Below are 15,742 nucleotides of genomic sequence, written 5' to 3' on the forward strand. Positions count from 1 at the left end.
ATACTCTTGCGTTTCAAACGTAAGTTGGACATTGAATCGAATAAAGCTGATGCCAGTGATGAGAAAAAACTGGAAGTGGGACGACTCTGCCAGGAAATCAAGGATAAATATGCAAGGGTTCTTGATGAGCAGAGAGATCAGGAAAACCTCCATTGGGAACTTATGCAGGATGTCAGACGGATTCCTCCGTTGGAGAAAAGAGTTATTAAGGCCAGAATAAAGACCATAAATGCTCGCCACTCTAAAATGGCAATAGAACCTGGCATAGACGACCTGGATGAAACCCAGCCACTGGATGAGCAAATCAGGCGTCTCCTGGAGAAAACTGATGACACATGCAGACAGGCAGTCGTTAAAACTCAGCTCGTTCAACCAGATCTTCAGCAAGAGCACACCAGAACAGAGGCTGAAATAAAAGCCCGCTATTCAACCATTGTCGCACGTTTAGAGATTCAGGATTTTGATTGCAGTGCAGATATTGACGTTCAACAGGAATGCCTGGTTCAAAAAATCAAGACAATAACTGCCGGGAAAAAAGGTCTGCATCAACAACTTAAGACAATTGCAGACCCGGAAGAAGAAATTGATCGAAGACCAGCCCATCCTGAAATCATGTCTGAAGCCCATGAGAAACTCACTGCCGTAGAAAAAGCCCTGAAAATGGATGGACATAAGAGCGAGGTCGATCTGTATCATCGTCGTAACGCCATTTCTGAGAAAATTCAGTCATACGCAACAAAAGCCGTAGAGGAGACAGAGCAGGAGGCTCTGGATATACTGGAAACACTGGAAGAAATATTGAAAATCGAAGTTAACAAAGAGGATAACAAAGCAACAAGACTGGCCAGAGTTCGCGATAGACTTCACTGTGACATCCCAAAATACATGCTGCTTGAAGATGGTTCCTTCCAGTACACGCCGGAACAGGCCGAAGTTTTGCACGCTATCCAAACATTCATGCAGCAGCACCCTCTCAAACGACAGGCCCTGCAAGTCGCAACTGGTCTGGCCGAATTAGCCGTAATGAACGGTAAAGCAATACCCAACCTTCCGACTTACGATTTTGACGAGGAATTTGCAGCGCTTCGCTTGCAGGTACTGGTCGGAGACAAACTGACGTTTGATCAGACCAGTCGGATCGTGCAAATCTTCAGGGACCTGAAGGCGACCTTCCCGGAATACCCCGCTTCGCAAGACGAGCCTCGCTGCCCTCTGGAAGAAGTCCAGAAGCTGGTGCACAGAGCCAGAAATGAGATGGGATCCGGGGCTCGAGAATACGACAAAGAAATTTTCGGCATGGGCAAATCAGCGATTCACTACCTCGGGCGTGATCCGAATGACCTGAAAACCTTCCCGGAAGACTTCACTACCCATTCTGCCAGCGTTAACAGGATCATAACTCTACTGCATGATGGCCTGATCAATAAGGTTGAACTTTGGAACAACATAAAGACCGTCAGAGGAATTGATGGTTATCAGACAGTGGCTGAATTTGAACACTTCCTTGGCTACAAACAGGGTGTCAATGTGCCTCACTTCAGGGCCGCTGTCCGGCTGCTGTCCGACAAGGGTGTTGAGAAATTCATTCTGAGTGCTTTTCCTGCTGTGACTGCAACTGGCCCGGTGGCTATGAAAGAGTCTGTTGTCGGCATGAAAGAGTACGCAGCTGCTGTTATCGCCAACTATGTTCTTGACGATATTGCCTTTGACAATGGCCGCAGGACGGCAGCATTTCTGGCCAATATTCAGAATACCCTGACGTCTTATGCCAATGCTGCCGGACTCTCTGAATCAGAACTGATCAAGGCTGTCCATGGCACATTGATGCAGGTTCATACCACAGCGGTTGAGCAGCAGATCAATGAGTACTGGGTCAAACCTTCAGCCTTTCTGGTACAGGCTGTCACCTGGTACTTCTCCAGCTACAAACCCCTGCTGGCGACCCGTACCGCCGGACAGGCTGCTGAGCAGTCTCTCTTGAACATGTCATTCCTTTATCTTCTGGATCTGACCAACCGGGGTGATTACCTGCACCGGATGCTCGCACCTTTCCAGCACTGGTTGGAAGGCTACAGTGTTGATCTTGACCGGACCGGGCAATATGTCTACCACAGCGGAATTGAAAAAGTTTCTGAAGTGGGCGGGCTGGCCATGCCATTGGGTAAAGCCGCTTCCTCTGTCATTCTGCTGAGAACCGGCTCTATGCTGTTTGCCAGACAGTACAACGCCAATCCTCAGATGTATCGCAGCATTTCCCGTCTGGTGCCCGAAATAATGAAATCCACAGGTTCCGGACAAGGTGTTCAGGTACCACTGCTGCACCGGGCGACACCACAAAAAGTGAAAACGCTGGCCTCGGCCACCGCAGGTCTGGTGCTGGGTCCGGTAGCCACGGTCGGAGCATACGCCCACGGTCTTATTTCAGGGTTTAGCTATGCCCAAACTTTCGGATTCGCGCTGGCGTCGAGCCTCACTTTCGACTTCTTTATGAACGACAACAAGATGCTCACTCAATGGCTGGGTGGGCCTCTGGGTCGCAGTCTTGACAGGATTAATCGCTGGATTGGTGTGGGTGAAACACAAGATGAATATCTGAAACGTACTGCTATTAGCTCACCTCAACGTTTCGGTGAAAACGATGAAGAGTACGCAAGCCGTGTTAAAGCAAACAACACACTGTATGGCTGGACTCGATACGAAAATTACCTGCAGTTCCGTGAACGCCGTGATCGCACCATGAAACTATTTGAGAATGGCTGGGAGAAATACTTTAGGGAAAATGTGCCGAAATGGTCGTTCTCCCATGCAGAAAGTATTCCTTACTTCTACACTCTTGGAGTCTTTTACAAATAGCAAAGGGGCGATGATCAGAAAGACGGTCATGATAAGCGAAATTACCATCAATCAAGCTTTCCATCTGAAACCTCAAGATCACCATGAGCAATTTTAAAAGTTGCTTGCTCACTCTTTACGGCAATCACTTTTCACGGTAATAAAAGTACTCAGCGCTGAGGTAGTGGAATGACGAATGCTCACCCCAAGGTATTAAGTCTTGCAGTGGCCATTGCAATCAGCTCTTCCATTATTGGCACACGGGCACTGGCCGATCGTAAGCTGCAGACAAAATCTGTCAATATTCTGGCCAATAAACAAGCCGAGTATATCCATAGTGAAGTCATGGTTCGACCAACTCCCGGGCCTGACGGGCAGCCAATACCGAAATGCTTTACAACCACCTACCCTTATCGGGTTCCAGGTAAGGTGGACTTTGCTCTTCCCACTGTAAGTTTTACAGAAGTTCTTTGTATGACTGATGGTAGCGTTGCCACTGTTGATCTGTTCGAAACAGACGAAAACAACATTGCTAAAAAATACACCAAAGTTCTTAAGATGGGTGATGAGGGCATCTTCAGATTTACCCATAGCCTTGATGAAAAGGAATTATTCATTGAAGTCAGAGCCGGAATGACCGATCAGGATTCAGTTAAGGCTGTTCAAGCACAATATCCCGGGCTATCTGGCATGGGGCCGTTAACGAAAATCGTCACCCCTCATCAACTGGCTGACTTGCTGATAGTGGCTAATGACATGGCAGGAAACCTCGGCACCAGTGACCACTACGTCGCCCTTGCCACCATTGAAGTAGAAAAAGTTGAAGTGAACGGGCGCACCTTCATGGGCCTTATCGCATCAGGCGACCGGCCCCCTGAACTGCATAGTCTGGGTCAATCACTGTTTGTCAATGACGAGGCTCTTCTGGCAGCGGCCACCTCTGCCTATTTCCAGGTTCATGTTTTCGGAAAGGATTTACAACAGCAGGCTCTTAATGAACTGATGGCACACAGCAAGCCCGTCGGCTATGTTGTACTCGTCGGGGATGGCGCACAGGTTTCTCCTGTACCTGCGGGTTATCCAAAGCTGGAAGTCGCAGAAGCTCCGGGGGAGGTTATTGTTTTTCGTGGTCAGAAGCTGAATCCCCATGATACCGCCTTTGTAGAAAAGCTCCACAGCCTCTGGCAAGAAGCCGAGGGCAATAACCTGGCTACTGCATTGGCAACAAAGATTAATGTATTTAAGGTCACAAGTTTCCAGTACGTTATTCGAAGCAGGCAGATGGCAGTGTTAGAGGAGTTTGCTGCACGGCACGGTGCTGAAGTGACCGAAAGTCAACCGCCGACGCTGACAAACGAAGATAAACTGTCGGCATCTGCGCTTGCATTCTACGAATATTTCCAGCAGGCATTGCACAGTGTCAGTAAAGGTCGGGCAATTACGGAAATAGAATTTGAGTTCACACTTGAAAAGATCAGAGCCGCCTCGTCCGTCATCACACCAACCTGGCTGCAGATTCAACTGACAAAACACTTCAGCTTCAAACCCGCACTGAGAGACCTTCTGAGTAATCAGAATGTTGTTCAGGATATTATGGATCTTGTACCCGTTGTCGACGAATCACCGCCCGATGTTTCTTACGACAACGACCACTTTGCTTTCAAAGTCCTGAGCAACATGGCCAGGCAGCTGATTGAGAGGGAAAGCATACTGTCAGACCAGCTGAAAAGGGAACGCAAACTCACCCAGATTAACAACCACTTAAGGATCATGTTGGGCAAAGCCACTGCCATTGAAAAGCAAAAGCTCATAGTACTTCAGCTTAAATATCAGTCTGAGCATGATATTCGAGAGCATCATGACGCAACGGACAAAGAGCGAAGCCTGTTATGGGAACTCAGGCAGAAAGTCGACGAAATCCCGGAGCTGGAAAAACAAATTCGAAATGCCAGAGCCGAAGCCACAAAAGCCCGCAACACCCGGCTGGCAAAAGAGCTTGGCATTAAAAATTGGGATGATAGCCAGCTGCCAGAAAAACAAACCAGACTCATCAGTATAAAAATTCATGAAATCAACCAGGCATTGTTGGCAAGAGGACCGGCAACAGGAAGGCCTGAGGGAGATTCTATAGAAACAACACTGGCGGCTCTTGAGCACCAGAGCACCAGTACAGAGGCTGAAATCAAAGCCAGCTATACAACCATTGCCGCACATTTAAACCTGCAGGATTTTGATAGCAATGCGGATATTGACGTTCAGCTCGATCACCTGCTTCGAAGAATTGAGGTACTGAATGCTCAATTACAGGGTAAACATAGACTGAATCTTCAACAAAAAAGCCTGTTTGACAGATTTCAGTCACTGAATACCCAGAGCAATCCCCTCGACGAAGATCAACAACATTTGCTTCAGAAAATCCAGGCACTGAATACTCAATGTTGTCCAGAAGAACCTGACGTCAAAACCGGGCAGGATGGTCTGGCACTGATTTTAGGTATCAGGCTGGATGACAGCACGATGGAAGAACACCCTGCCCTGAAAACAGCCATGTATAAGAGGTTCCGCAGTCTTGAATATTTAGATGAAGAACTGAAAGACATCAGAACACCAGGCCACCCCAAAGTCATGCCTGTAATACTTGAGAAACTGTCAGACGTGGAAAAAGCCCTTGATATGGATGACCTCATTAGTCAGGAAGATGTGTATTACCGTCGTCACGCCATTTCTGAAGCAATTCAGGCACGTCTGGCAAAGGTCAGGCAGCGAGAGGAGGAAGTGGCTCAGAAATTGCTGAAAGCAGTAGAAGAAATGCTCAACATCGAAGTCAATAATGAAGATGACAAAACAGCAAGGCTTGCCAGGGTTCGAACAAAACTTGACAGCGTTGATGTCTCAGAAGCCATGGTGGAAGAGATAGAGCATTCACTCCGCAAAGAAGACATCACATTCCGGAGCAGAACAGGGAACACAAAACTTCAGGATCTTCAAAGGAGCCTTGACTTTTATGTCGAAGAGATGAAGAGCGTGGCCAGAATAAGACTGATAAGTACACTCAAAAGGGTAGAGGGCAAGCTGCATATCTTCGACTTTGTACGCGAAGAGGCTGATGAAAGAGGCACGGCTTTCGTTACTAAACTGGCCAATGATCTGGGGGTATTACTTAGAAGGAAAGCCTACCTGCCTGAAAACAAGGATGTTCTTGAAAACAAAATTTTGGCATTAATGACGGAAGTAGACCAAGCCTGTGACAATGAGGATGTCAGAAGAAGCAGAAACAATGAAATCGCTCATCAACTCAACATTGAGTCCTATAAAGATGACGCCACTATAGACGACCAGAATATTTTAATTAAAGAAAAACTCCAAGAGCTTTATGAAGAAGTTCCCAAATTGGGTGTAACCACCATTGATGAACATATCACAGCCATTGATGCTGAGCTTGACAGGCAAATGGCCCGGCTGGGGCCTAAACCCCGATATGTTCTTGATCGCGAGGCAGCCAGCGCCAGACAAACCTTACAAAAAGCTGAAAGCGAACTGGCAGCCGTTCATCGCAGGCTGATTGCTGTTGATGGCAAACATATGTTATTTGCGGGTCGACCTGCCAACCTCCGGGATCTCCTGGATGAAGAGAACCTGGCTCTCAATCAGGCAATGAAACAAATTCAGACAGAGTTGGGTCTGGCTGCTGTTGACGAACAAACCTCTGAGGAGCGATTAAGGGACTTCAGTCATTTCCTGCGGGGATACAGCAGAGAAAGACAGGCTGAAATCCTTGATGAACTGAAGGCCAAAACAGGTCTGAGCATCCAAGTAAAGGATGACTTCGGTTCAGTGGAAAACGCTGCTTATTGCATTGGCCTTGCCTATACAGATTCTCATGTTCAGGACGAAGACAATGAAACATTGGGTGAAGTGTTTTTAGCCAGAACAAAGTACGTTCAAATCAGGAAATTCGTGGATCAGCACTACATAAAAAGCAGTGCTTTGGTGAATGCACAGATTCAACAGTGGAGTGCAAAAGAGAAGCTGGATCGGAAAGAAAAGGAGATGATCGATCCTGGCGACCTCGATCAGAAAGCTAAAAACCAGCATATGAATGAAATGGACAGGCTGGGGTTAATCTTGAAGCAGGCAAGTGATGCTGTATCAAAAGCACACAAGGCTCTGGTGGATCATGAAGCGGCTCTTGACGCCATTGAAGAAGCTGCGGGTCTCAAACCAGACTCCACTGACACCTGTGAAGAGCGGATTAGTGCCCTGGTAAAAATACATTTACAACTCGGCGGGTATGATGGTACCGGCGGCAAGGTCCATCAACTGCTTCAGGAACGGGCTCACCTGAGAAGTCAGATTGGAGCCAGGAAAGCAGACATTGAGAGAATGAAGGAAGTCCTGAGGGCTGCAGAGGAAGCCGTGGAAAATGATGGCGGTCCCTTCCAGTTCTCACCGAAACAGGTCAAGGTTCTGGCCGATATGAACACCTTCACAGAGCAGCACCCTCTCTGGCAACAGGCCCTGGACGCCGCACTGGGCCTGGCAGAATCAGCAGTCAAAAACGGTAAAACAATACCCAGCCTTGCGACGTTCGATTTTAACGATGAATTTGCACCCATTCGCTTGCAGGCACTGGTCGGAGACGATCTGACGTTTAATCAGGCCAGTCGGATTGTAGAAGTCTTCAAAAGCCTGAAGACGAGCTTCCCGCCCTTCCCTTTTGAGCCTGTTGAAGATCAGCCTCAGAATGTCATTGAACAAGTTCAGGCTCTGGCAGACAGGGCCAGGAATGAGATGAAAACCGGGGCTCAGGAATACGACGATGAAATACGCGACATGGGCAAAAGAGCTATTCACTTCGTCGAACATGAATCTGGGGATCTGAAAGGTTTCTCGGAATATTTGGCAACCTATTCTACCAGTGGCAACAAGATCATAGCTCTGCTGCGTGAGGGACTGATCAGCAAGATTGAACTTGGGAACTACATAAAGGCCGTCAGAGGAATTGATGGTTATCAGACAGTGGACGAATTTGAACATTTCCTTGGCTACAAACACGGCATCAATCTGCCTCACTTCAAAGCCGTTATCCAGATGCTTTCCGACAAGGGTGTTGATGAATTCGTGCAGAGTGCCTTTACTCCTGTGACCGTGACTGCAACTGGCCCGGCAGGTATGAAAGAGTCGGTTGTCGGCATGAAAGAGTACGCCGTTGCGGTCATCGCCAACTATGTTCTTGACGATATCGCCTTTGACAATGGCCGCAGGACGGCAGCATTTCTGGCCAATGTTCAGGATACCCTGACACCTTACGCCAATGCTGCCGGACTCTCTGAATCAGAACTGATCAAGGCTATCCATGGCACCTTGATGCAGGCTCATGCCGCAGCGGTTGAGCAACAGCTCAATGATTACTGGGTCAAACCTTCAACCTCTCTGGTACAGGCTGTCACCTGGTACTTCTCCAGCTACAAACCGCTACTGGCGACCCGTACCGCCTGGCAGGCTGCCGCGCTGTCCCTGGCAAATATGTCGTTCCTCTATCTTCTGGATCTGACCAACCGGGGGGATTACCTGCACCGGGTGCTGACACCTTTCCAGCACTGGCTGGAAGGCTATGGTGTTGATCTTGACCGAACCGGGCAATATGCCTACCACAGCGACCTTGAACAAGTCACTGAAGTGGGCGGGCTGGCCATGCCATTGGGTAAAGCCGCTTCCTCCGTCATTCTGCTGAGAACCGGCTCTATGCTGTTTGCCCGACAGTACAACGCCAACCCGCAGAGGTATCGCAGCATTTCTCGTCTGGTGCCCGAACTAGTGAAATCCATAGGTTCCAGACAAGGGGTTCAAGTACCCCTGCTGCACAGGGCGACACCACAAAAAGTAAAAACCCTGGCCTCGGCCACCACCGGTCTGGTGCTGGGTCCGGTAGCCACGGTCGGATCATACGCCCACGGTCTTATATCAGGGTTTACCTATGCCCAAACCTTCGTGTTCGCGCTGGCGTCGGGTCTCACTTTCGATTTCTTTATGAACGACAACAAGATGCTCACTCAATGGCTCGGTGGCCCTCTGGGTCGCAGTCTTGACAAGATTAATCGCTGGCTGGGCGTGGGTGAAAGGCAAGATAACTATGTAAAACGTACGACAGTTGCTACACCTCAACGCTTCAATGAAAACGATGAAGCCTACGCAAACCGTATTAAAGCAAACAGCACCCTGTATGGCTGGACTCGACATGAAAATTACCTGCAGTTCCGTGAACGCCGTGATCGCACCATGAAACTGTTTGAGAATGGCTGGGAGAAATACTTCAGGGAGAATGTGCCTAAATGGTCGTTCTCCCATGCAGAAAGTATTCCTTACTTCTACACTCTTGGAGTCTTTTACGAATGGCAAAAGGGCGATGATCAGAAAGACGGTCATGATAAGAGAAATTACCATCAATCAAGCTTTCCATCTGAAACCTCAAGATCACCATGAGCGATTTTAAAAGTTGCTTCCTCGCCCGGTACGGCAATCACTTTCCAGGGTAATAAAAGTACTCAGCTCTGAGGTAGTGGAATGACAAATGCTCATCCCAAGGTATTAACTCTTACAGTGGCCATTGCAATCAGCTCTTCCATTGTTAGCACACAGGCGCTGGCCGATCGCAGGCTGCAGACAAAGTCTGTCAAGATTCTGGTGGATGAACATACAGAATATACCCAGAGTGACGTCATGGTTCGACCAACTCCAGGTCTTGACCAGCAGCCAATACCGAAATGCTTTACAACCACCTACCCTTATCAGGTTCGAGACAGAGTGGACCCGCACCTTCCCACTATAAGTTTTACAGAAGTTCTTCATAATATTGATGGTGGCGTTGCCACTGTTGATCTGTTTGAAACAGACGCAAATAACCTTGCTCAGAAATACACCAAAGTTCTGAAAGTGGGTGATGAGAGAGTCTTCAGATTTACCCATAACCTTGAAGAAAAGGAACTGTTCATTGAAGTCAGAGCCGGAATGACCGATCAGGATTCAGTTAAGGCTGTTCAAGCACAACATCCCGGGCTATTTGGCATGGAGCCGTTAACGAAAATCGCCACCCCTCATCAACTGGCTGACTTGCTGATAGCAGCTAATGACAGGGCAGGAGACCTCGGCACCAGTGACCACTACGTCGCCCTTGCCACCATTGAAGTAGAAAAAGTTGCAGTAAACGGACGCACCTTCATGCGTCTTATCGCATCAGGCGACCAGCCCCCTGAACTGCATAGCCTGGGTCAATCACTGTTTGTCAATGACGAGGCTCTTCTGGCAGCGGCCACCTCTGCCTATTTCCAGGTTCATGTTTTCGGAAAGGATTTACAACAGCAGGCTCTTAATGAACTGTTGGCACACAGCAAACCCGTCGGCTACGTTGTACACGTTGGCGATGGCGCACAGGTTTCTCCAGTGCCTGCGGGTTATCCAAAGCTGGAAGTCGCAGAAGCTCCGGGGGAGATTATCGTTTTTCGTGGTCAGAAGCTGAATGCCCATGACAGCGCTTTTGTAGAAAAGCTCCACAACCTCTGGCAAGAAGCTGAGGGCAATAACCCGGCCCCTGCATTGGTAGCAAAGATTAATAAATTTAAAGTCAACAACTATCAGCACATTATTCGAAACAGGCAAATGGCCGTGTTAGAGGAGCTTGCTGCACGGCACGCTGCTGAAGTGAGCGAAAGTCAACCGCCGATTCTGACAAACGAAGATAAACGGTCGGCATCTGCGCTTGCATTCTACGAATATCTCCAGCAGGCATTGGCCAGTCAAGATCGGGCAACTACAACAGTAGATTTTGAATTCACACTGGAAAACATCAGAGCCGCCTCGTCTGCCATCACGCCAACCTGGCTGCAGATTCAACTGACAAAACACTTCAGCTTCAAACCCGAACTGAGAGAACTTCTGAGTAATCAGAATCTTGTTGAGGGTATTATGGGTCTTGTACCCGTTGTCGACGAATCACAGTTCGATATTTCTTACGACAACGACCGCTTTACTTTCAAAGTCCTGAGCGACATGGCCAGGCAGCTGATTGAGAGGGAAAAGAAACTGACAGACCAGCTGAAAAGAGAATGGACACTCACCAAGGTAAACAACCACTTAAAGACCATGTTGGGGAAAGCCAGTACCATTGAAAAACAAAAGCTCGTAGTACGTCAGCTTAAGCAGCAAGCTGAGCATAAGCTTCAAGATCTTCGTGGCGGAACGGAAAGAATGCGAATCCTGTTACGGGAATATCGGCAGAAAGTCGAACGAATCCCGGAGCTGGAAAAACAACTTCGAAATGCCAGAGCGGATGCCACAAAAGCCCGCAACGCCAGACTGGCAGAAGAGCTTGGCATTGAAAATTGGGATGATAGCCAGCCGTCGGAAAAACAAACCAGACTCATCAGTGTAAAAATTCATGAAATCAACCAGGCATTGTCGGCAAGAGGACCGGCAAGAGCACCGGCAAGAGGACAGCCTGAGGGAGATTCTATAGAAACAACACCGGCGGCTCTTCAGCACCAGAGCACCAGAACAGAGGCTGACATCAAAGCCTGCTATGCAACCATTGCCATACATTTGAACCTTCAGGATTTTGATAGCAATGCAGATATTGACGTTCAACTCGACCACCTGCTTCGGAGAATTGAGGTACTGAACGCTCAATTACAAGGTGAACATATACTGAATCTTCAACAAAAAAGCCTGTTTGACAGATTTCAGTCACTGAATACCCGGGGCAATATTCGCAACGAAGATCAGGAACATTTGCTTCAGGAAATCCGGGCACTGAATGCTCAATGCTGTACGGAAGAACCTGACGTCAAAACCGGGCAGGATGGTCTGGCACTGATTTTACGTGTCAGGCTGGATGACGGCGCGATGGAAGAACACCCTGCCCTGAAAACAGCAATGTATAAGAGGTTCCGCAGTCTTGAATATTTAGATGAAGAGCTGAAAGACATCAGAACACCAGGCCACCCCAAAGCCATGCCTGCACTACTGGAGAAACTGTCTGACGTGGAAAAAGCCCTTGATATGGATGACCTCATTAGTCAGGAAGATGTGTATTACCGTCGTAACGCCATTTCTGAGGCAATTCAGGCACGTCTGGCAAAGGTCAGGCAGCGAGAGGAGGAAGTGGCTCTGAAATTTCTGAAAGCAGCAGAAGAAATACTCAAAATCGAAGTCAATAATGAAGATCACAAAACAGCAAGGCTTGACAGGGTTCGAACAAAACTTGACGGCGGTGATGTCTCAGAAGCCATGGTGGATGAGATAGAGCATTCACTCCGGAAAGAAGACATCACATTCCGGAGCAGAACAGGGAACACAAAACTCCAGGATCTTCAAAGGAGCCTTGACTTTTATGTCAAAGATATGGGCAGCGTGGCCGGGAAAAGACTGACAAGTACACTCAAAAGAGTAGAAGGGAAACTGCACATCTTCGACTTTGTACGCGAAGAGGCTGATGAAAGAGGCACGGCTTTCGTTGCTAAACTGGCCAATGATCTGGGGGTAGAACTTAGACGGAAAGCTCACCTGCCTGAAAACAGGGATGTTCTTGAAAACAAAATTTTGGCATTAATGACAGAAGTAGACCAAGCCTGTGACAATGAGGATGTCAGAAGAAACAGAAACAATAAAATCGCTCATCAACTCAGCATTGATTCCTATAAAGATGACGCCGCTATAGACGACCAGAACATTTTAATTAAAGAAAAACTCCAGGAGCTTTATGAAGAAGTTCCCAAGGCAGATGTTATCACCGATGATGAGCATATCACAGCCATTAATGCTGAGCTTGACAGGCAAATGGCTCGGCTGGGACCTAAACCCCGATATGTTCTTGATCGCGAGCTAGCCAGCGCCAGACAAACCCTACAAAAAGCTGAAAGTGAACTGGCAGCCGCTCATCGCAGGCTAATTGCTGTTCGTGGCAAACACATATTGTTTGCGGGGCATCCCGCTGAGCTACAAGATCTCTCGAATGAAGAGAACATGGCCCTCAATCAGGCAATGAAACAAGTTCAGATAGAGTTGGATCTGGCTGCTGTTGACGAACAAACCCCTGAGGAGCGACTAGGGGACTTCAGGCATTTCCTGCGGGGATACAATACAGAAGTGAGACGGGATGAAATCCTTAATGAACTGAAGGCCAAAACAGGTCTGAGCATCCAGATAAAGGGTGACTTCGATTCAGTGGCAGACGACGCTGTTGACTTTTTCAGCCTCGCAGCCTTTCCAGATTCTGATGGTCAGGATGAAGACAATGAAGCATTGGGTGAAGTGTTTGTAAACAGGAAAAAGTACTGTCAAATCGCGGAATTCCTGAATGAGCACTACAGAAAAGGCATTAAATTGGGGGAAGCACGGCGTCAACAGAGGAATGCAAAAGAGAATCTGGATCGTAAAGAAAAGGAGATGATCGATTCTGGCAACATCGATCAGAAAGCTAAAACCCTGCATATGAACGAAATGGACAGGCTGAGCTTAATATTGAAGCGAGCAAATGCTGCAGTATCAAAAGCAGAAAAGGCTCTGTTGGATCATCATAAAGCGACTCTTGACGCCACTGAAGAAACTGCGGGCCTCAAACCAGACTCTTCTGACACCCGTGAACATCGGATTAATGCCCTGAGAAACAGAAAGCTGCAACTGGGCGGGCGTGATGGTAAAGGCGGCAAGCAACATCAACTGATTCAGGAATGGATTCACCTGAAAGATGAGATTGGAGCCAGGAAAGCAGACATTAAGAGAATGAAGGAAGTCCTGAGGGCCGCAGAGGAAGCGGTGGAAAATGACGGCGGCCCCTTCCAGTTCACGCCGAGACAAGTAAAAGTTCTGACCGATATGAACACCTTCACAGAGCAGCACCCTCTCAGGCAAGAGGCTCTGGATGCTGCACTGGGCCTGGCAGAGTCAGCAATCAAAAACGGTAAAACAATACCCAACCTTGCGACCTTCGATTTTAACGATGAATTTGCACCGATTCGTTTGCAGGCGCTGGCCGGAGACGATCTGACATTTGCTCGGGCCAGTCGGATGGTGGAAGTCTTCAAGAGCCTGAAGACGAGCTTCCCTTTCGAGCCCGCAGAAGATCAGCCTCAGAATGTCATTGAGGAAGTCCATAATCTGGTGCACAGGGCCAGGAATGAGATAAAAACCGGGACTCAACAATACGACAACAAAATTCATGGCATGGGTAAAAGAGCGATTCACTTCGTCGAGCATAAACCAGGGGACCTGAAAGACTTTTCAGAATACTTCGCTGCCCACTCTGCCAGCGGTAACAGAATCATGGCTCTGCTGCACGAAGGCCTGATCAGCAAGGTTGAGCTTGAGAACTACGTGAAGGCCATCAGAGGTGTTGATGGTTATCAGACAGTGGATGAATTTGAACACTTCCTTGACTACAAACACAGCGTCCATGTAGCCAACTTCAGGAAGGTTGTCCGGATGTTGTCCGACAAAGCTGTTGAGAAACTCATGCAAAGTGCCTTTAACCCTGTAGCAGTCACAGCCACTGGCCCGACGGGTATCAAAGAGTCGGTTGTCGGAATGAAAGAGTACGCAGCTGCGGTCATCGGCAACTACGTTCTTGACGATATCGCCTTTGAAAACGGCCGCAGGACGGCAGCCTTCCTGAGCAATGTTCGGGATACCCTGACACCTTATGCCCATGCTGCCGGACTCTCTGAATCAGAACTGATCAAGGCTATCCATGGCACATTGATGCAGGCTCACGCCACAGCGGTTGCGCAGCAGCTCAATGACTACTGGGTCAAACCTTCAGCCTTTCTGGTACAGGCTGTCACCTGGTACTACTCCAGCTACAAACCCCTGCTGGCGACCCACACCACCTGGCAGGCTGCCGGGCTATCTCTTTCCAACATGTCATTCCTCTACCTTCTGGATCTGACCAACAGGGGTGATTACCTGCATCGGATGCTGACACCTTTCCAGCACTGGCTGGAACACTACGGCGTTGATCTTGACCGCACCGGGCAAGATGCCTGCCACAGCGAAATTGAAAAAATTTCTGAAGTGGGCGGGCTGGCCATGCCATTGGGTAAAGCCGCTGCCTCTGTCATTCTGCTGAGAACCGGTTCAATGTTGTTTGCCAGACAATACAATGCCAACCCGCAGATGTATCACAGCAGTTCCCGTCTGGTAACAGAACTAGTGAAATCCATGGGTTCCGGACAAGGGGTTCAGGTACCGCTGCTACACAGAGTGACACCACAAAAAGTAAAAACTCTGGCCTCGGCCACAGCAGGTCTGATGCTGGGCCCGGTAGCTATCTTCGGAACATACGCCCACGGTCTTTTATCCGGTTTTACCTACGCCCAAACCTTCGGATTCGCGCTGGCTTCGAGCCTCACTTTTGACTTCTTTATGAACGACAACAAAATGCTCACGCAATGGCTGGGTGGACCTCTGGGCCGCAATCTTGACAGGATTAATCGCTGGCTGGGCGCAGGTGAAACGGACGATGACTATATGAAACGTACAGCCATTACCTCACCTCAACGTTTCGGTGAAAACGATGAAGAGTACGCAAACCGTGTTAAAGCAAACAACACCCTGTATGGCTGGACTCGATACGAAAATTACCTGCAGTTCCGTGAACGCCGTGATCGCACCATGAAGCTGTTCGGGAATGGCTGGGAGAAATACTTCAGGGAGAATGTGCCTAAATGGTCGTTTTCCCATGCAGAAAGTATTCCTTACTTCTACACTCTTGGAGTCTTTTACCAATGGCAAAAGGGCGATCATCAGAAAGTTCATGGTCATAACAAGAGTGATGCCCCCCGATCGGGATCTCTATCTGCAACCATGACCCATTGACAGCCATGGGCGACTAACAGCCATGAGTGACTAAAAGCCATCA

Annotated in this window: 3 protein-coding genes; all 3 read left to right on the forward strand. The window is 48.5% G+C overall.

The features are described from left to right. Nucleotides 1-6: 6 nt before the first annotated feature. Complete coding sequence (locus tag ACOMG9_RS16965) at nucleotides 7-2,853, forward strand: hypothetical protein (RefSeq protein ID WP_448217754.1); 2,847 nt, start codon at nucleotides 7-9, stop codon at nucleotides 2,851-2,853. Nucleotides 2,854-3,021: 168 nt separating this feature from the next. Then, nucleotides 3,022-9,315 carry a coiled-coil domain-containing protein gene (locus tag ACOMG9_RS16970; RefSeq protein ID WP_494529142.1) on the forward strand — a complete coding sequence of 2,098 codons (6,294 nt, stop codon included), beginning with the start codon at nucleotides 3,022-3,024 and terminating at the stop codon, nucleotides 9,313-9,315. An 81-nt stretch (nucleotides 9,316-9,396) separates the two neighbouring features. Continuing rightward, on the forward strand, nucleotides 9,397-15,699 hold the full coding sequence (locus ACOMG9_RS16975) for a coiled-coil domain-containing protein (protein ID WP_448217757.1): 6,303 nt from the start codon (nucleotides 9,397-9,399) through the stop codon (nucleotides 15,697-15,699). Nucleotides 15,700-15,742: the final 43 nt, after the last annotated feature.

It is taken from the genome of Endozoicomonas sp. PH6C (genome assembly GCF_059322965.1).

Bases quoted from the DNA above. Each gene is read 5' to 3' on its own strand.
- ACOMG9_RS16970 (WP_494529142.1), top strand. From the start codon at position 3,022: ATGACGAATGCTCACCCCAAGGTATTAAGTCTTGCAGTGGCCATTGCA.
- ACOMG9_RS16975 (WP_448217757.1), top strand. From the start codon at position 9,397: ATGACAAATGCTCATCCCAAGGTATTAACTCTTACAGTGGCCATTGCA.